This is a genomic window from Variovorax sp. LjRoot84, assembly GCF_964254305.1.
GTDB lineage: Bacteria > Pseudomonadota > Gammaproteobacteria > Burkholderiales > Burkholderiaceae_C > Variovorax.
Map to the genome: position 1 here is coordinate 5,915,796 of NZ_CAXUTE020000001.1, position 16,984 is coordinate 5,932,779.

18 protein-coding genes are annotated in these 16,984 nt (G+C 65.2%); 2 read left to right on the forward strand and 16 right to left on the reverse strand.

The window, feature by feature from the left end; translation table 11 throughout:
* Positions 1 to 3: 3 nt before the first annotated feature.
* The 9 genes from ACSQ9I_RS29170 to oxc form a co-directional block, all read right to left on the reverse strand.
* Entirely contained in the window at positions 4 to 1,014 is a 1,011-nt protein-coding gene (locus tag ACSQ9I_RS29170) for a 2-dehydropantoate 2-reductase (RefSeq protein WP_436315471.1), read from the reverse strand.
* 39 nt (positions 1,015 to 1,053) lie between these two features.
* The gene (locus ACSQ9I_RS29175; protein WP_436315472.1) at positions 1,054 to 1,824 is read right to left on the reverse strand and encodes a fumarylacetoacetate hydrolase family protein; all 771 of its coding nucleotides are present in this window, start codon (positions 1,822 to 1,824) and stop codon (positions 1,054 to 1,056) included.
* Positions 1,825 to 1,831: 7 nt separating this feature from the next.
* Positions 1,832 to 2,731 (reverse strand): succinate--CoA ligase subunit alpha, encoded by a 900-nt coding sequence (sucD, locus tag ACSQ9I_RS29180; RefSeq protein ID WP_436315473.1) that lies wholly within the window; start codon positions 2,729 to 2,731, stop codon positions 1,832 to 1,834.
* 7 nt (positions 2,732 to 2,738) lie between these two features.
* Positions 2,739 to 3,902 carry an ADP-forming succinate--CoA ligase subunit beta gene (gene sucC / locus ACSQ9I_RS29185; protein ID WP_436315474.1) on the reverse strand — a complete coding sequence of 388 codons (1,164 nt, stop codon included), beginning with the start codon at positions 3,900 to 3,902 and terminating at the stop codon, positions 2,739 to 2,741.
* Positions 3,903 to 3,935: 33 nt separating this feature from the next.
* On the reverse strand, positions 3,936 to 4,265 hold the full coding sequence (locus tag ACSQ9I_RS29190) for a hypothetical protein (protein WP_436305989.1): 330 nt from the start codon (positions 4,263 to 4,265) through the stop codon (positions 3,936 to 3,938).
* A 173-nt stretch (positions 4,266 to 4,438) separates the two neighbouring features.
* Positions 4,439 to 5,686: a formyl-CoA transferase gene (frc, locus tag ACSQ9I_RS29195; RefSeq protein WP_093108609.1), complete on the reverse strand. Its 1,248-nt coding sequence runs from the start codon at positions 5,684 to 5,686 to the stop codon at positions 4,439 to 4,441.
* Positions 5,683 to 6,120, reverse strand: a complete 438-nt coding sequence (locus tag ACSQ9I_RS29200; protein ID WP_436305990.1) for a PAS domain-containing protein — start codon at positions 6,118 to 6,120, stop codon at positions 5,683 to 5,685. Before ACSQ9I_RS29200 ends, frc (ACSQ9I_RS29195) begins: the two co-directional genes overlap by 4 nt.
* 22 nt (positions 6,121 to 6,142) lie before the next feature.
* Complete coding sequence (gene frc, locus ACSQ9I_RS29205) at positions 6,143 to 7,405, reverse strand: formyl-CoA transferase (protein ID WP_093108607.1); 1,263 nt, start codon at positions 7,403 to 7,405, stop codon at positions 6,143 to 6,145.
* Between the two features lie 25 nt (positions 7,406 to 7,430).
* Positions 7,431 to 9,218 (reverse strand): oxalyl-CoA decarboxylase, encoded by a 1,788-nt coding sequence (gene oxc, locus ACSQ9I_RS29210; protein WP_436315476.1) that lies wholly within the window; start codon positions 9,216 to 9,218, stop codon positions 7,431 to 7,433.
* 154 nt (positions 9,219 to 9,372) lie between these two features.
* On the opposite strand from oxc, the gene ACSQ9I_RS29215 reads away from it, so the two are divergent.
* A complete protein-coding gene (locus tag ACSQ9I_RS29215) occupies positions 9,373 to 9,981 on the forward strand; it encodes a Crp/Fnr family transcriptional regulator (protein WP_436315477.1) in 609 nt (202 codons plus the stop codon).
* A gap of 164 nt (positions 9,982 to 10,145) precedes the next feature.
* Here the strand turns inward: ACSQ9I_RS29215 and ACSQ9I_RS29220 are convergent, their stop codons facing one another.
* From ACSQ9I_RS29220 to ACSQ9I_RS29240, 5 genes are all read right to left on the reverse strand, one after another.
* Positions 10,146 to 11,123 carry an IS5 family transposase gene (locus ACSQ9I_RS29220; protein ID WP_436315478.1) on the reverse strand — a complete coding sequence of 326 codons (978 nt, stop codon included), beginning with the start codon at positions 11,121 to 11,123 and terminating at the stop codon, positions 10,146 to 10,148.
* Positions 11,124 to 11,200: 77 nt separating this feature from the next.
* Positions 11,201 to 12,037, reverse strand: coding sequence for a cytidylate kinase family protein (locus tag ACSQ9I_RS29225; RefSeq protein ID WP_436315479.1), 837 nt, complete (start codon positions 12,035 to 12,037; stop codon positions 11,201 to 11,203).
* A gap of 18 nt (positions 12,038 to 12,055) precedes the next feature.
* Positions 12,056 to 13,585, reverse strand: coding sequence for a tripartite tricarboxylate transporter permease (locus tag ACSQ9I_RS29230; protein WP_436305993.1), 1,530 nt, complete (start codon positions 13,583 to 13,585; stop codon positions 12,056 to 12,058).
* A 21-nt stretch (positions 13,586 to 13,606) separates the two neighbouring features.
* On the reverse strand, positions 13,607 to 14,131 hold the full coding sequence (locus tag ACSQ9I_RS29235; RefSeq protein ID WP_436305994.1) for a tripartite tricarboxylate transporter TctB family protein: 525 nt from the start codon (positions 14,129 to 14,131) through the stop codon (positions 13,607 to 13,609).
* Positions 14,132 to 14,235: 104 nt separating this feature from the next.
* Entirely contained in the window at positions 14,236 to 15,267 is a 1,032-nt protein-coding gene (locus ACSQ9I_RS29240; protein WP_436292035.1) for a Bug family tripartite tricarboxylate transporter substrate binding protein, read from the reverse strand.
* Positions 15,268 to 15,509: 242 nt separating this feature from the next.
* Between ACSQ9I_RS29240 and ACSQ9I_RS29245 the strand changes: the two genes are divergently transcribed.
* Positions 15,510 to 15,746 (forward strand): hypothetical protein, encoded by a 237-nt coding sequence (locus ACSQ9I_RS29245; protein ID WP_436315481.1) that lies wholly within the window; start codon positions 15,510 to 15,512, stop codon positions 15,744 to 15,746.
* Positions 15,747 to 15,778: 32 nt separating this feature from the next.
* On the opposite strand, the gene ACSQ9I_RS29250 is transcribed toward ACSQ9I_RS29245, so the two are convergent.
* Together ACSQ9I_RS29250 and ACSQ9I_RS29255 are read right to left on the reverse strand one after the other, a co-directional pair.
* Positions 15,779 to 16,483, reverse strand: a complete 705-nt coding sequence (locus tag ACSQ9I_RS29250) for a nucleotidyl transferase AbiEii/AbiGii toxin family protein (protein WP_436315482.1) — start codon at positions 16,481 to 16,483, stop codon at positions 15,779 to 15,781.
* Positions 16,476 to 16,961, reverse strand: a complete 486-nt coding sequence (locus tag ACSQ9I_RS29255; RefSeq protein ID WP_436315483.1) for a helix-turn-helix domain-containing protein — start codon at positions 16,959 to 16,961, stop codon at positions 16,476 to 16,478. The genes ACSQ9I_RS29250 and ACSQ9I_RS29255 overlap by 8 nt, the downstream gene beginning before the upstream one ends.
* Positions 16,962 to 16,984 lie beyond the last annotated feature (23 nt).

The window sequence follows — 16,984 nt, forward strand, 5'->3', positions numbered from 1 at the left end:
GCCTCAAGCCATCTCGTGAAGGCGGACCCGTCCGCGCTGGTCCTCCATCGTGCGGGCCAGCAGCTTGACCAGCGAGTAGACGGTGTCGATATGCGGCGTCTGCGTGTCGGTCAGCCGGGCCAGCTCGACCACCGCGCCCACCAGCGCATCGATCTCCGGGGCACGCCCGGCCTCCACGTCCTGCAGCATCGAGGTCTTGTGCTTGCCCACCTTCTCGGCGCCGGCGATGCGCTTTTCCAGCGACACGCGAAACTCGATGCCCAGCTTGTGCGCGACGGCTTGGGCTTCCCGCATCATCGCGGCGGCGAGGTCGCGCGAGGGCGGGTACTGGCAGATGTCGACCAGCGTGGAATGCGACAGGCTGCTGATCGGATTGAAGGTCAGGTTGCCCCACAGCTTGAGCCAGATCTCGGCGCGGATGTTGTCGAGCACGGGCGCCTTGAAGCCCGCGTTGGCGAAGCAGGCCGCGACGCGATTCACGCGCTCGCTCGAGGTGCCGTCCAGCTCGCCGACGGGGAAGCGGTCGCCTTCGATGTGCTTCACCACGCCCGGCGCCACCAGCTCGGAGGCGGGATAGACCACGCAGCCGATCACGCGCTCCGCAGGAATCTTCGCGGCCACGACGCCATGCGGATCGACGCTCTTCACCGTGCTTCCTTCGAGCGGCCCGCCGTGCTTGTGGAAGTACCAGTAGGGGATGCCGTTCTGCATCGTCACCACCACGGTCGCGGGGCCGAAGAGCTTCGGCACTTCGTTCGCCACCGCTTCGACCTGGTGCGCCTTCATCGCGAGGATGACGATGTCCTGCACGCCCGCCTGGTCGTAGCGATCGGTGGCCTTTACGTTTCGCGCCACCTGCTCCTCGCCGTCGGCCGCGATCAGCTTGAAGCCGTTGGTGGCGATGGCGTCGAGGTTGGCGCCGCGCACGATGAACGTGACCTCCTCGCCGGCCAGCGCGAGCTTTGCTCCGACCAGGCCGCCGATGGCGCCTGCGCCGATGACTGCTATCTTCATGTCGATCCTTGAAGTGTTGAATCTCTTGCGCGGCAGGCCCTAGCCGAAGCGATTGCTCAGCTTGCCGATGCCGTTGATCTCGACCTCGACCAGGCTGCCGGGCTTCATCGAGCCGACGCCGACCGATGTGCCGCACAGGATCACGTCGCCCGGATGCAGCGTCATGTCCATCGAGATCAGGCTGACCAGCTGCTGCACCGAGAAGCGCATGTCGCTGATGGGGTAATGCTGGCGGGCCGCGCCGTCGAGCAGGGTGGTCACGGTGAGCGTCGCGGGATCGAGGCCGGTGGCGACCACCGGGCCCATCGGGCAGAAGGTGTCGAAGCCCTTGGCGCGCGCCCATTGCGCAAAGGAGGCGTCGCGGTTCAGGATGTCGGCCACCGTCACGTCGTTGGCGCAGGTGTAGCCGAACACATGGTCGAGCGCCGCTTCCTCGGCCACCGCCGTGCAGGTCTTGCCGATGACGATGCCGAGCTCGCCCTCGAACACCACCTTGCCCTCGCACAAGGGCTTGCGAATGGGCTCGCCGGCGGCGAGAAAGGAGTTGGGCGCCTTCAGCAGGTAAAGCGGCTCGGCCGGCACCGGCAGGTTCAGCTTCTCGCCGAGCGCATGGAAGTTGTTCCACAGCGCGATGACCTTGGTCGGCCGGGTCGGCGTCAGCAGCTTGAGCTCGTCCAGCGCGAAGACGCTGCCCGTCGCTTCGGGGCTGCCGAACATGTCGCCCTGGTGTTCGCGCACCTTGTTGCCGTCGAGCGTGCCGAAGCCCGTCTTGCCGGCGCGTTCGAAGCGAATCCACTGTTGCTCTTGCATGTCTCTCTCAATCGAAAGGGAGGTAGTCGGGAATGACCAGCGATGCCAGCAGCTTTCCCATCTCGGCCGGATTGCGCGTCACGTGGATGCCGCATTCCTGCATCACCGCGAGCTTGGCCTCTGCCGTGCCCTTGCCGCCGGAAATGATGGCGCCCGCGTGGCCCATGCGCCTGCCCGGCGGCGCGGTGGCGCCGGCGATGAAGCCGACCACGGGCTTTCGCATGTGCTCCTTGATCCAGCGCGCGCAGATCTCTTCCTCGTTGCCGCCGATCTCGCCGACCATGATCACCGCGTCGGTTTGCGGGTCGTCGTTGAACATCTTCAGCACGTCGATGTGCCTGAGCCCGCCGACCGGATCGCCGCCGATGCCGACCACCGTCGACTGCCCGATGTCGAAGCTGGCGAGCTGGTGGGCGGCTTCGTAGGTCAGCGTGCCGGAGCGCGACACCACGCCGACGCGGCCCTTCTGGTGGATGTGGCCCGGCATGATGCCGATCTTGATTTCGTCCGGGGTGATCAGGCCCGGGCAATTGGGGCCGAGCAGGATCGTCTTGCGGCCCTGCATGCGGTGGCGGGTGCGGATCATGTCGCGCACGGGGATGCCTTCGGTGATGCAGACGACGAGGTCGAGCTCGGCATCGACCGCCTCGTCGATGGCGGCGGCCGCGAAGGGCGGCGGCACATAGATCACCGAGACGGTCGCGCCGGTCTCGGCCTTGGCGTCCTTGACGCTGCCGAAGATCGGGATGCCGTCGAAGTACTTGCCTGCCTTGCTCGGGTTCACGCCGGCGACGAAGCATTTCCTGCCGTTGCCGTAGTCGCGGCACATCGCGGTGTGGAAGCTCCCGGTCTTGCCGGTGATGCCCTGCGTGATCACGCGGGTGTTCTTGTTGATGAGGATGGACATGGTGGGATCAGCCCCTCGCCGCTGCGACGACGCGCTCGGCCGCATCCGCCATGTCGTCCGCGCTGATGATGGGAAGGCCCGACTGCGCAAGGATGATCCGGCCCAGCTTTTCGTTGGTGCCCTTCATGCGCACCACCAGCGGCACCTGGAGCCGCACCTCGCGCGCGGCGGCGATCACGCCCTGGGCGATCAGGTCGCACTTCATGATGCCGCCGAAGACGTTGACCAGGATGGCCGCCAGCTTCGGATTGCGCAGCATCAGCTTGAAAGCCTCCGTCACCTTCCCGGCCGTCGCGCCGCCGCCCACGTCGAGGAAGTTGGCGGGCGATCCGCCGTACAGCTTGATCACGTCCATCGTCGCCATGGCCAGGCCCGCGCCGTTGACCAGGCAGCCGATGTTGCCGTCGAGCGGGATGTAGGAGAGGTCGAACGTCGAGGCCTCGACCTCGGCCGGGTCTTCCTCGTCGAGATCGCGCAGCGCGACGATCTCCGGATGGCGGAAGAGCGCGTTCGGGTCGAAGTCGAACTTGGCGTCGAGCGCGATCACGCGGCCGTCGCCGGTCAGGACCAGCGGATTGATCTCGGCCAGCGATGCATCGCATTCGTCGAAGGCGCGGTACAGGTTCTGCATGAAGCTGCGCGCCTCTGGAATCGACTTCGCCGGGATGCCGATCCGGCGTGCGGCGTCGTCCGCCTGGCCCACCGTCAGGCCCGCGATCGGATCGATGGCCACCTTGTGAATCTTTTCGGGCGTGCGGGCCGCCACCTCTTCGATGTCCATACCGCCTTCGCTCGAGGCCATCAGCGCGACGCGCTGGGTGTCGCGGTCCACCGCCAGCCCCAGGTAGAACTCTTTCGCGATGTCGGCGCCCTCCTCGATCAGGAGCCGCTTCACCAGGCGCCCCTCGGGCCCGGTCTGATGCGTTCTCAAGCGCATGCCGAGGATCTGCTCGGCATGCTGCCGCACTTCCGCCATGGATCTCGCCAGCTTCACGCCGCCGCCCTTGCCGCGCCCGCCGGCGTGGATCTGCGCCTTGACGACCCAGCGCGTGCCGCCGAGCCGAGTGGCCGCATCCACCGCCTCTTCAGGCGACATGCAGAGAAAGCCGCGCGGCGTAGCCACGCCGTATTTCCGCAATACCTCTTTGCCCTGGTATTCGTGGATATTCATGGCTTTGGCGGTTCTTTAGGGGACGGGCAGGGCCTAGGCGCCGAGTTCGCAACCGGGCATTTGCGCCCAGTCGAAATACCTGGCCGGCATCGCGCCGGGCGCAATGCCGCGTTGCATGTGCTCGGCCTTCTTTTGCCGGATGACTTCGACGAGGAATTCAGCCTCGTAGGACTTGAGAAGGTGCGACTGGTGGGTCTTCAGGTAATGGCCGATCCGTTCCGCCTCGTTCTGGCTTTGGCTCAGCAATTCGTAATAGGTATGACTGTCCCAATGCCACCTGAATCCCAATTCATAGAACGCCGCGTTGTAGGCGTTCCGTTCGATTTCGTCGTTCCGGTACTGGATTGGCAAATCGTTGACCATGAGCTTCTCCTTCAAATTGAATGCCGCGGTGGTGAATCGAATGCGCTCGGCATATTCAAAATGTAGAGTGGTCGATCAATAATTAATAGTGAAAGTATTTTATTGAATGTATTTGCTATGAGTTATGGGTTGAGGGCACCAGAATCCGTTGTGCGCCCTCGTCCGCGCTCAGCTCAGATTACGCGCTCTTCGCGCAGCATCGCCAGGTCGTCCGCGCTGTAGCCGAGCTGGCGCAGCACTTCCTCGGTGTGTTCGCCGAGCAGCGGCGAACGCGTCACCTCGGTGGGGCTGTCGGACATCTTGATGGGGTTGCCGACCGTCAGGTACTTGCCCCGCGTCGGGTGGTCCACCTCGACGATGGTGCCGCTCTCGCGCAGCGACTCGTCCGCGGCGATCTCCTTCATCGACAGGATCGGCCCGCAGGGAATGTCGTACTTGTTGAGGATCTCCATGGCCTCGAACTTGTCCTTGGTCATGGTCCACTGCTCGATGCGCGCGAAGATCGGCTTCAGGTGCAAGAGGCGCGCGGCCGGCGTGGCATAGGCCTCGTCGTCGATCCAGCCCTCCTCCCCGATGACCTTGCACACCGCCGGCCAGACTGCGCCCTGCGTGATGAAGTAGATGTACGCATTCGGGTCGGTCTCCCAGCCCTTGCAGCGCAGGATCGAGCCCGGCTGGCCGCCGCCGGAGGCGTTGCCGGCGCGCGGCACGGCATCGCCGAACTTGCCGTCGGGGTACTGCGGGTATTCGTGCATGGTGCCGGTGCGTTCGAGCCGCTGCTGGTCGCGCATCTTCACGCGGCACAGGTTGAGCACCGCGTCCTGCATCGGCGCCAGCACCTGCTGGCCGCGTCCGGTGCTGTTGCGCTGGTAGAGCGCGGCGACGATGCCGAGCGCCAGGTGCAGGCCGGTACCGCTGTCGCCGATCTGCGCGCCGGTCACGACCGGCGGGCCGTCGTCGAAGCCGGTCGTCGACGCGGCGCCGCCGGCGCACTGCGCGACGTTCTCGTAGACCTTGCAGTGCTCGTACTTGCCGGGCCCGAAGCCCTTGACCGAGGCCACGATCATCCGCGGGTTCAAGTCCTGGATGTGGCTCCAGGTGATGCCCATGCGGTCCAGCGCACCGGGAGCGAAGTTCTCGACCAGCACGTCACAGGTCTTGATCAGCGTGTCGAGGACCTGCTTGCCCTTGGGCTTCTTGGTGTCCAGCGTGATCGAGCGCTTGTTGTGGTTCAGCATCGTGAAGTAGAGGCTGTCCACGCCGGGAATGTCGCGCAGCTGGCCGCGCGTCGCATCGCCTTCGCCGGCGCGCTCGACCTTGATCACGTCGGCGCCGAACCAGGCCAGCAGCTGGGTGCAGGTGGGGCCCGACTGCACATGGGTGAAATCGAGAATCCGAACGCCCTCGAGTGCCTTGCTCATTGTGTCTCCTTGGATCTGGCCTCGACTTCTACCAGACGGGCGCGCAGTTTGCGCTCCTCGGCGAAGCGGGCGGTCTCGTCGCGCACGATGGCGACAATGCCCGTGACCTTCCGATCTTCGGAGAACAGCATCGATACCGTGAAGGCGATCGACAGCGTGTGCCCGTCCTTGTGCAGGGCGGGCACGCGCAGCAGGTCGGCGCCGTACTTGGTGATGCCCGTGTCCATGGTCTTTTGATAGCCGTCCCAGTGCCGGCCGCGCTGGCGTTCCGGGATGATCAGATCGAGCGACTTGCCCAGCGCCTCGGCTTCGGCGTAGCCGAAGATGCGCTCGGCTGCCTGGTTCCAGAGCGTGATCGCGCCTTGCGCATCCGCGACCATGATGGCGTCGCCGGCGCCGGCGACGAGCTGTTTCAAATCCACGTTCGATTGCAAGGCGCCGCTCCTCTTTCCAGTCTCAAACCGCTTTGGACTCGCGCAAGTTGATGATCTGTTCCTTGCTGTAGCCCAGCTCGGCCAGCACATCGTCGGTGTGCTCGCCCAAAAGCGGCGACGGCGTGATCTCGGGCTTCAGGTCGGAGAACTTGATCGGGCTGCCGACAGTGAAGTAGTTGCCGCGCTCCTTGTGGCCCTTCACTTCGACGATCGAGCCGCTCTTGCGCAGCGATTCGTCGTGCAGCAGCTCCTTCATCGTCAGCACCGGCGAGCAGGGAATGTCGAACTTGCGCAGGATGTCGACCGCCTCGAACTTGGTCTTGTCGGCCAGCCAGTCCTCAATGGTCGCGAAGATGGCGGTGATGTGCGGCTGGCGCGCCTTGGCCGTCATGTAGTCGGGGTCGGTCTTCCATTCGGGCTTGCCGATGGCGTCGCAGATCGGGGCCCAGGCGTGGCCCTGCACGGTGAAGTAGATGTACGCGTTGGGGTCAGTTTCCCAGCCCTTGCACTTGAGCACCCAGCCCGGCTGGCCGCCGCCGCCGGCATTGCCGCCGCGCGGAACCACGTCGCTGAAGGTGCCATGCGGGTACTGCGGGTACTCTTCCAGGTAGCCGAGCTTGTCCAGGCGCAGCTGGTCGCGCATCTTCACGCGGCAGAGGTTGAGCACCGCGTCCTGCATCGCGCAGGCCACGCGCTGGCCCTTGCCGGTCTGCTGGCGGCCGATGATGGCCGTCAGGATACCGATCGCCAGGTGCATGCCGGTGTTGCTGTCGCCCAGGGCGGCGGCGCTCACGGTCGGCGGGCCGTCCCAGAAGCCGGTGGTCGAGGCGGCGCCGCCGGCGCACTGCGCGACGTTCTCGTAGACCTTGAGGTCGTCGTAGTGGTGGCCGTCGCTGAAGCCCTTGACCGAAGCGACGATCATCTTGGGGTTCAACTCCTGGATGCGCTCCCAGGTGAAGCCCATGCGGTCGAGCGCGCCGGGGCCGAAGTTCTCGACCAGCACGTCGGATTCGCGGATCAGCTTCTCCAGCACCACCTTGCCCTCGGGCTGCTTGGTGTCCAGCGTCAGCGAGCGCTTGTTGCTGTTGAGCATGGTGAAGTAGAGCGCGTCGACGTCGGGGATGTCGCGCAGCTGCGTGCGCGTGACGTCGCCGGAGCCCGGGCGCTCGACCTTGATGACGTCGGCGCCGAACCAGGCCAGCATCTGCGTGCAGGCGGGACCGGCCTGGACATGGGTGAAGTCGATGATCTTGATGCCGTTGAGTGGTTTGTTGCTGCTGCTCATGGGATATCTCCTGTGTTGCCTGGGATTACTTCTTCTTCGCCGTCGCCGGGTTCAGACTGGTGATGCGGCCGCTTTCGGTGCCGGCGGTCTCGTCGATCACGGCGTTGATCAGGGTCGGCCGGCCGGAGGCGACGGCCTCGGCGAGGGCCTTTTCCAGCTCGTCGGCGGTGGTGGCGTTGACGCCGACGCCGCCGAAGGCCTCGATCAGCTTGTCGTAGCGCGCGTTCTTGACGAACACGGTCGGCGCCACGTCGGGCGTGCCGCTCACGTTCACGTCGGTGCCGCGGTAGACGCCGTTGTTGTTGAAGACGACGATGCAGATGGGCAGGTTGTAGCGGCAGATGGTCTCGACTTCCATGCCGCTGAAGCCGAAGGCGCTGTCGCCTTCGATCGCGATCACCGGCTTGCCGGTGACCACGGCCGCGGCGACCGCGAAGCCCATGCCGATGCCCATGATCCCCCAGGTGCCCACGTCGAGGCGCTTGCGCGGCTCGTACATGTCGACGATGCTGCGCGCGAAGTCCAGCGTGTTGGCGCCTTCGTTGACGACGATGGCATCGGGCCGCGCCTTCACCTGATCGCGGATCACGCTGAGCGCGCTGTGGAAGTTCATCGGTGAGGGCCGGGCAGCCAGCGTGGCGGCCATCTTCGACAGATTCTTGTCCTTGCGCTCGGCGATGGCGCCGGTCCAGTCGGCCGGCGGCTTGGCCCACTTGGCGTCGACGCCGGCCAGGAGCGCCGCCACGCAGGAGCCGATGTCGCCGATCACCGGCGCGGCGATCGCGACGTTGCTGTCGATCTCGGTCGGCGCGATGTCGATCTGGATGAACTGCTTGGCACCCTTCTCCTGGGCCCAGGTCTTGCCCTTGCCGTGCGACAGCAGCCAGTTGAGGCGCGCGCCGACCAGCATCACGACGTCGGCTTCCTGCAGCACATAGGAACGCGCGGCCGCGGCCGACTGCACATGGGTGTCGGGCAGGAGGCCCTTGGCCATCGACATCGGCAGGTAGGGGATGCCGGTCTTCTCGATCAGTGCCCGGATGTCGGCGTCGGCCTGCGCATAGGCTGCGCCCTTCCCCAGCAGGATCAGCGGTTTCTTGGCACTCTTGAGCAGGTCGAGCGCGCGCTTCACCGCGTCGGGTGCCGGAATCTGGCGCGGCGCCGGATCGACCACCTTGATCAGCGATTTCTTGCCGGCAGCCGCGTCCATGGTCTGGGCGAACAGCTTGGCCGGCAGGTCGAGGTACACGCCGCCCGGGCGGCCCGACAGGGCCGAGCGGATCGCCCGCGCGATGCCGACGCCGATGTCCTCGGCATGGAGCACGCGGAAGGCCGCCTTGCACAGCGGCTTGGCGATCGCGAGCTGGTCCATCTCCTCGTAATCGCCCTGCTGCAGGTCGACGATCTCGCGCTCGCTCGAGCCGCTGATCAGGATCATCGGGAAGCAGTTGGTGGTGGCGTTGGCCAGCGCGGTCAGGCCGTTGAGGAAGCCGGGCGCCGACACCGTCAGGCAGATGCCGGGCTTCTGCGTCAGGAAGCCGGCGGCCGCGGCCGCGTTGCCGGCGTGCTGCTCGTGACGGAACGAGATCACGCGCATGCCTTCGGCCTGCGCCATGCGCGTGAGGTCGGTGATCGGGATGCCGGGCAGGCCGAAGATGGTGTCGATGTCGTTCAGCTTCAGCGCGTCGATCACCAGGTGGAAGCCATCGGTTGTTTCGCGGGCCGGCGCGTCGTCGGTCATGTTCTTGAGGGCGCGCTGGAGCGTGTCGTCGGCCGTCAGGGCTGCCTGTTTGTCTGTGCTAACTGAAGACATGTCTCTCCTTTTGCTTTGGATGAATGGCCGGGGGCCGAGCCAAGACTATGATTCGGGCCCAGGCTTTCAGCTGTTGACCGCGGTCAACTTTCCGGAAAACGTTCGCCGTACCGATGAACCGGCGGTTGTTGCGAAATCGAGCAAGACGGGAACCATGACGTTGTTGGAAAACCACCCGGAAAAAAACATCATCCGAGCCCAGCTCCGGCAAAACATCCTTCTCAAGGACCTGAGCGAGAGCGACCGCGCCGAACTGGAAACCCATCTCGCCGTCGTGGACGGCAACAAAGGCGACTTCCTGCTGCACCAGGGCGTGCGCGAGATGGAGCAGTACTTCATCCTCGACGGCATCCTCAAGCGGGTGGTGAGCAATCCGGAGGGCAAGGAAATGATCCTGCGCTTCGCCGACGAGAACGACATGGAGACCAGCTATGCCGCGCTGCGGCTGGGCACGCCCACGCCGTACGGCATCGTGTGCGTGACCAAGGCGCGCGTGGCCAGCCTGCCGCTGAAGGAATGGATCGCGTTCCTGAACCGGCATGCGCAAGCCAAGGAGCTGTTCGAGTTCAGCGTCATGCGCGGGATGAGCGAGATCATGGCGCACACCATCACGCTGCACCTGCTGGACGCGCCCGGCCGCGTGCACCGCTTCATGCGCAAGCATCCGGAGCTGGTGGATCGCATTCCGAGCAAGGAACTGGCCTCCTATCTCAATCTCTCCGCGGAAACCCTGAGCCGCCTGAAAAAGCGCGGAAAGATCTAAGGCAAGGCTGATCAAGCCACCGTTTTTGCTGAACAGTGGTGCTGATTTGTCGGCGACGTGAATTCCCTCGATTTCACTGGGATCTGACCCGCTGTGGGGCGGATTTCTTCACAAATCAGGTTGTCCGGACCCTGACACCGGGCCATTGGCCCACTCCTGGTTCGCTATGCACGCATTTGTGCCAACAGTGGTCCCCTCGCGAGATAGATGTTGGCCATCGCCAGCGTCACAAACGCCCGGGTCGCGTTCTTGGCCAGTCCGCGATACCGAACCTTGTCGAAGCCCCACAACCGCTTGACCACCGCGAAGACATGTTCGACCCGGGCGCGAATCCTGGACTTGTTGCGGTTCTTCGCCTTCTTCACCTCATCGACTTCGCCCCCCGCCTTGCGCGTGCGCTGGTTGGTGAAGTCCAGCGCGTTCGGTGCCTTGCCTCGAATCAGGTCCTTCTGACTGGCATACGCACTGTCCCCATAGACGCGGCGTTCGTTGCCGTGCAGCAGGTCAGGCAGTGGATGCTTGTCGTGCACGTTGGCGGCGGTCACCACGGCGCTGTGCACCAGCCCGCTCTGGCTGTCCACGCCGACGTGCAGCTTCATGCCGAAATGCCATTGCCTTCCCTTGCGCGTCTGGTGCATCTCGGGGTCTCGCGCCTTGTCTGCGTTCTTGGTCGAGCTCGGTGCGCCAATCAGCGTAGCGTCGACGATGGTCCCGGTCTTTATTTGGAAGCCACTGGACTGCAGCACCTTGCCGACCTCGGCAAACAGCTTCTTGCCCAGGTCATGCTTGTCCAGCAGATGCCGAAACTTCAGCACCGTGGTCTCGTCGGGCACCCGCTCGACGCCCAGGTCGATGCCGACGAAGCGGCGCAGGGTGGCAATGTCATACAACGCCTCCTCGACCGCGTTGTCGGCCAGATTGAACCAGTGCTGCAGCAGGTGGATGCGCAGCATGCGCTCCAGTCCGATCGGAGGGCGCCCATTGCCGGCCTTGGGATAGTGCGGCTCGATCACTGCGCACAACGCAGCCCACGGAACGATGGCGTTCATCGCGTCCAGAAAGTCCTCGCGCTTGGTGCGGCGGCGAAATCGTTCGAATCCCGCACCCTGGTCCGCCGCCATCGCCAATGTCTGCTGCTTCATCTTCGGCACTCACGCTATGACTATGCCTCCAACACAGCAATCCCCGCGCCAGGGGACTTGATCAGTCTTGCCCTAACTCAGGTCTGCTTGGACGAGGCGAACAGCCGCGAGCTGGTCATCAGCCTCAGCTGGTTGTCCACGCTGTGCACGCCGGCCACCGCGGCAGCGACGCTTTCGGTCTGCTCCCGTTCCTCGTTGTCGAGCACGATCCCGCGCAGCGCGACCTGCCCTTGCCTGGCGTTGATCGTGATGTTGATGTCGCGCGTCGCCGCATGCTCTTTCAACGCAGCCCGCACGCGCGCCTCCAGCGCCATGTTGGCGAGCATGGCGCGCGATTCGGGCGTCTCGGCGAACTCCGGCCGGCTCGCCAACAGGCGAATCTGCTCCACGCAGCTCTCGACCGACACGCGGTCCGTGTTGAGCACCAGGTCGTAGAGCACCGGGTCGCCCCAGGTGACGCCGAACTGGTCGTTCATGCGCGAGGCATGCGCCTGGTCGCTGCGGCGCAGCTCGGCTTCCGCGAATTCGACATCGTCGGTGCCCAGATGGCCCATCAGCCACTCGACCCTCTTCTTGAACGAGCGCGTGATGCGCACGCACACCACGTGCGGCACGGGGCGCAGCAGGCAGGTGGCGCCCCAGCCGCGCAGCACGACATTGCCGCGGTCGGCCAGCGCGAACAGTTCTTCCGCGGTGTAGAGGGCGACGCTGCGCCGGTCGGTGGTGAGCCGCTCCACCAGCCCCGCCTTGCCGTCGCGCAGGCGGCCGATCAGGCTGGTGGACACCTGCGCCCGGTCGGCCACGCGCTCGATGGCCTCGTGGCGCATGACGGCCAGGCCGAGCGACTCGGCGAGCCGCAGCGACACATCCTTGGCGAGGGAACCCATTTCCTGGGTCATTGCGATGACGGGCATGTGGCCTCCTCTGCGCTTTCAGTCCACCGGCCGCTCGACGGCGAACTCGTCAGACTTTTTTGGCTTGATCAACGCCATCACTTTCGAGATGAGCGGCCAGAACAGCATGGTCAGCGCCAGCGTGGTGATGCCACCGACCAGCGGGTTCGACCACATGATCATGACGTCGCCCTGCGAGACCAGCATGGCCTGGCGGAACGAGTCTTCGGCCTTGTCGCCGAGCACCAGCGCGAGCACCAGCGGCGCCAGCGGGAAGTCGAGCTTCTTGAAGATGTAGCCCACCACGCCGAAGCCGAGCATGAACCAGATGTCGAGCATCGCGTTGTGCACGGTGTAGGCGCCGATCGCGCAGATCACGATGATCACCGGCGCGATGATCGAGAACGGAATGCGCAGGATCGAGGCGAACAGCGGCACCGTGCTCAGCACCACGATGAGGCCGACGATGTTGCCGAGGTACATGCTGGCGATCAGGCCCCAGACGAAGTCCTTCTGTTCGACGAACAAGAGCGGACCCGGCTGCAGGCCCCAGATCAGCAGGCCGCCCAACAGCACCGCAGCGGTCGGCGAGCCAGGAATGCCCAGCGCCAGCATCGGCAGCAGCGCACTGGTGCCGGCGGCGTGCGCGGCGGTCTCGGGCGCCACGACGCCTTCCATTTCGCCGGTGCCGAACTTGGTGCCGTTCTTCGACATCTTCTTGGCCAGGCCATAGCTCATGAACGAGGCCGGCGTGGCGCCGCCAGGCGTGATGCCCATCCAGATGCCGATCAGCGAGCTGCGCAGCGAGGTCACCCAGTACTGCGGCAGTTGCTTCCAGGTCTGCAACACCACCTTGGGATCGATCTTCGCGCTCTTGCCGGAGAACTTGAGGCCTTCCTCCATCGACAGCAGGATCTCGCCGATGCCGAACAGGCCGATGACCGCGATCAGGAAGTCGAAGCCGCGCATCAGCTCGGGCTGCCCGAAGGTGAGGCGCAGCTGGCCGGTCACGGTGTCCATGCCGACGCTGGCCAGCGCGAAGCCGAGCGCCATCGACGCCAGGATCTTGAAGGGTGAGCCCTTGCCCATGCCGACGAAGCTGCAGAAGGTCAACAGGTACACCGCAAAGAATTCGGGCGAGCCGAACTTGAGCGCGAACTTGGCCACCAGCGGCGCCAGGAAGGTGATCATCACCACCGCCAGGAAGGCACCCACGAAGGACGAGGTGAAGGCGGTGGTCAGCGCCGCACCGGCCTTGCCCTGCTGGGCCATCGGATAGCCGTCGAAGGTGGTGGCCACCGACCACGGCTCGCCCGGGATATTGAACAGCACGGAGGTGATGGCGCCGCCGAACAAGGCACCCCAGTAGATGCACGACAGCATGATGATGGCCGAGGTCGGCGACATCGTGAAGGTGAGGGGCAGCAGGATGGCCACCCCGTTCGCCCCGCCCAGCCCCGGCAGCACGCCGATCAGCACGCCGAGGATGATGCCGACGAACATCAGGCCGATGTTCATCGGCGTCAGGATCACTGCAAAGCCCTGCATCAGGGCACTGATTTCTTCCATTTCGCGTTCGCTCCCAGAGATTCAGTAGCCGAGAAAGCGAAGAGGATCCAGCGCGCCTTTGAAAAGGGGCACCTTGAACCACACTTCGAACATGAAGAAGAAGAGCGTGTTGACGGCCAGCGCGATGAGGACGCTCTTGACCCACGAGTACTTGCCCAGAACGATCATGAACAGCGCGATGTAGAGCGCCGATGCGATGTACAGCCCCAGGAAGGAAACGGCCAGCACATACACCGTCGCTGGAACCAGCACCGACATCACGCGCTTCAGCTGCTCCGAATCGACGAAGACCTCGGTCTTCCTGTTCTTGCCGAGCAGGGCTTGATACAGGATGCCGGCGCCCGAGATGGTGATGATCAGGCCGATGTAGAAGGGAAAGTAGCCCGCCCCGGGCCCGTCGGTGGTCCAGCCGGCGCCCAGCCTGCGGCTTTCGAAGATCACGCCCAGGCCGATGATCAACAGGACCGCCGCAACCACCGCTTCGACCAGGTTGGTGGCAACGCCCGTGCGCGCCGCGGCGTCGCCGGATTTCTCGTCGTGCTCCATGGAGCCCCCATCGTGTGTGTGTGTGTGTGATGAAAACCAATGCGGCGCCCTCGCCATCCCCCGCGCGGGGGTGATGGCTGTCGCGTTCGCCGCTCGGCGCGCTGTTACTTGCTGCTGGCGGCCAGGAAGCCGGCTTCGGTCATCAGGGTGCGGTGGGTGGCCTCTGCGCCTGCCAGCCATTTCGCGAACGCGTCGCCGGTCATGAAGGTCGGATTGAACGCACCCTTCTCCATGTACTCTTTCCACTCGGGCGTTGCGGCGACCTTGGTCAGCAGGTCCACATAGAACTTGAGCTGGTCGGGCGTCACGCCGGCGGGCATGAAGATGCCGCGCAGCATGGTGTACTTGGTCGGGACGCCGGATTCCTTGCAGGTCGGGATGTCGTTCCACGACTGCGTGTCGGTGACCTTGGCCTTGAAGGGCATGCGCTCGTCGTCGAACACGCACAGCGCGCGCAGCTTGCCGGCGCGCCACTGGGCAACCGCCTCGATCGGGTTGTTCACGGTGGAATGCACATGGCCGCCCACCAGCTGCACCGCGACCTCGCCGCCGCCCTTGAAGGGCACGTAGATGAACTTCGTGCCGGTGGCCTTCTCGAGGGCCACCGTGATGATCTGGTCTTCCTGCTTCGAGCCGGTGCCGGCCATCTTGAACTTGCTCGGGCCCGCCGCCTTCGCCGCGGCGATGTATTCGGCGGCGCTCTTGTACGGCTCCTCGGCGTTCGACCACAGCACGAACTGGTCCAGCGCCATCATGGCGACCGGGGTCATGTCCTTCCAGTTGAAGGGCACGCCGGTGGCCATCGGCGTCGTGAACAGGTTCGACAGCGAGATGATGATCTTGTGCGGATCGCCCTTGGCTTCCTTGACCGCGAGGAAGCCCTCGGCGCCGGCGCCGCCCGACTTGTTGACGACGATGAGCGGCTCCTTCATCAGCTTGTGCTTGATGATGATGCCCTGCATCAGCCGCGCCATCTGGTCGGCGCCCCCGCCGGTGCCGGCAGGGATCACGAATTCCACCGGCTTGGTGGGCTCCCATGCGGCGAAGGCAGGTGTCGTGACCGCCAGCGCCATGACGGCCGCGGTGGACAGGCTGGCTCCGCAGGCCCGGGTGCGCGAAATGAGATTCCCGATCATGTTGTCTCCTAGGTAGGCTGTGCTCTTTTGCTTGGAATCTCAGTCGAAATCCCAGTGAGGCGAATGCTGCGCGCCGTCGCCCAAAGCCGGCTTGACCATGGTCAACTTTTCGGAGATTCCGTATTCGGGTAAGCCCGCGCACTGCGCCGCCAGCCCATCGAGACAAATCTAGGGTTTACCCCCTAATCGGGTAAACCCTATAAGATGACCGGAACTCGACTTTGCAATCCAGGAGTTCCCTTATGTCCACCCTCGACCAATCGTCCCGCGCGAACGCCTTCGGCGGCCTGGCCGGCGCGTTCAAGGCCTTGGCCGATGAAGCCAGCGTGCTGGTCCATGCCTTGCTGAATCCGGGCAAGATCTTCGAAGAAGTCGAGCAGATGCGCGCCCTGCACCTGGACGCGAACAAGGTCGAAGCCAGCAACCCGGCGCGCGCTGCCGCGTTGCGCTGGCAGGCTTCGCGCGTCGGCCTGCGCTGAGCGCGCCCGGCCAAGGCCGGTGGGCATTCAGCTCAGGTGAGCACCCGCCTCAACGCTCGGATCTGTTGCCACACCTGCGCCTGCGTACCGGCCACGCCCATGACCTGCATGCACCGCTCCAGCCAGCCGGTGCGCTCGCGCATGCGTTGGATGGCGCGCTGCAGGTCGCGGCGCACGGCGGCACCGTAGGCGCCTTCGGCCTTGGCAACGGCATCGCGCAGCAGCGCCAGGCTCGGCTTCATCATCGCCAGGTCGATCAGGTCGCGGCTGAATACGCCGTCATCAGGCCAACGGTCGGAGTTGGCGAGCAACTTGCTCGCGGCCATGTCCAAGGGCGTGAGCGTTGGCACGCCGCACAGCTCGTCGGCCTTGCCGGGTACCTGCAGCGCCATGCGGGCCTCGAACACGATCTCGAACTTGATCGGTTGGTCGTCGACCTGCACGCGCGTGCGGATGCCGTACTGGTCGGCACGCAGTTCGCCGGCCTGCGTCAGCGGCACGGCATCGGCCCGTGTCACGGTCGCAAGTCCATCGATGCCGGTCATCTCCTGGCGAAGCTGACGGTACGCCGCAAGGTCCGACACGAGGAACTCGATGTCCACCGACTCGCGGTACTCGCCGAAGCGCAGCGCGATCGCGGTGCCGCCGCCGAACAGGCAGCCCCGTTCGCGCAGCCGCGGCCCATCGAGCGCCTGGAGTACCCGCGCGACGCGGCGGTGGTGCGGCCACTCAAACAACAGGGTCGCTCCCGAGTGCCAACCGCAGGGCATCGACGAGGTCCCGCTCGGCCGGAGACAGTGTCGTGGGGTCGAGGTGCCGCCAGTTGCGCTCGTAGATGCCCAAGGCTTCGCGCGGCGTGAGTTCTTGCGGGCCGTGGACCTGCCACGCCAGTTCCTTGAGGCCAGGGTAGTCGGCGATGCGGACGCGCGCGGGAAGCCAGCCTCGGCGATGCGTTTCGGCGGGCGCAGCAGCTTCCTCCTGCGGCCGGATCGCCACAGCCAGACCCAGCGCCACCAGCACCCGCAGGTACGCGGCCATGGTGACCGCAGGTTCGCCCTTTTCGATCCGGTGCAGGGTGACGCGCGAGATGCCGGCAGCTTCGGCCGCGGCCACGGCGCTGATGCCCAGGTCCTTGCGGTGCCGGCGCACCGTGGCGCCGATGGCGGCCAGGGCCTCGGCGGATTGGGGAGTGAGCTCAGGGCCTGGATCGGGCATAAGTGTTTCTCATTCTTGACAAA

Coding starts and splice junctions, on each gene's coding strand:
- ACSQ9I_RS29255 (WP_436315483.1), bottom strand. CDS start 16,961: ATGCCCGATCCAGGCCCTGAGCTCACTCCCCAATCCGCCGAGGCCCTG.
- ACSQ9I_RS29240 (WP_436292035.1), bottom strand. CDS start 15,267: ATGATCGGGAATCTCATTTCGCGCACCCGGGCCTGCGGAGCCAGCCTG.
- ACSQ9I_RS29230 (WP_436305993.1), bottom strand. CDS start 13,585: ATGGAAGAAATCAGTGCCCTGATGCAGGGCTTTGCAGTGATCCTGACG.
- frc (WP_093108609.1), bottom strand. CDS start 5,686: ATGAGCAAGGCACTCGAGGGCGTTCGGATTCTCGATTTCACCCATGTG.
- oxc (WP_436315476.1), bottom strand. CDS start 9,218: ATGTCTTCAGTTAGCACAGACAAACAGGCAGCCCTGACGGCCGACGAC.
- sucC (WP_436315474.1), bottom strand. CDS start 3,902: ATGAATATCCACGAATACCAGGGCAAAGAGGTATTGCGGAAATACGGC.
- ACSQ9I_RS29215 (WP_436315477.1), top strand. CDS start 9,373: ATGACGTTGTTGGAAAACCACCCGGAAAAAAACATCATCCGAGCCCAG.
- ACSQ9I_RS29225 (WP_436315479.1), bottom strand. CDS start 12,037: ATGCCCGTCATCGCAATGACCCAGGAAATGGGTTCCCTCGCCAAGGAT.
- ACSQ9I_RS29220 (WP_436315478.1), bottom strand. CDS start 11,123: ATGAAGCAGCAGACATTGGCGATGGCGGCGGACCAGGGTGCGGGATTC.
- ACSQ9I_RS29245 (WP_436315481.1), top strand. CDS start 15,510: ATGTCCACCCTCGACCAATCGTCCCGCGCGAACGCCTTCGGCGGCCTG.
- ACSQ9I_RS29235 (WP_436305994.1), bottom strand. CDS start 14,131: ATGGAGCACGACGAGAAATCCGGCGACGCCGCGGCGCGCACGGGCGTT.
- frc (WP_093108607.1), bottom strand. CDS start 7,405: ATGAGCAGCAGCAACAAACCACTCAACGGCATCAAGATCATCGACTTC.
- sucD (WP_436315473.1), bottom strand. CDS start 2,731: ATGTCCATCCTCATCAACAAGAACACCCGCGTGATCACGCAGGGCATC.
- ACSQ9I_RS29190 (WP_436305989.1), bottom strand. CDS start 4,265: ATGGTCAACGATTTGCCAATCCAGTACCGGAACGACGAAATCGAACGG.
- ACSQ9I_RS29175 (WP_436315472.1), bottom strand. CDS start 1,824: ATGCAAGAGCAACAGTGGATTCGCTTCGAACGCGCCGGCAAGACGGGC.
- ACSQ9I_RS29170 (WP_436315471.1), bottom strand. CDS start 1,014: ATGAAGATAGCAGTCATCGGCGCAGGCGCCATCGGCGGCCTGGTCGGA.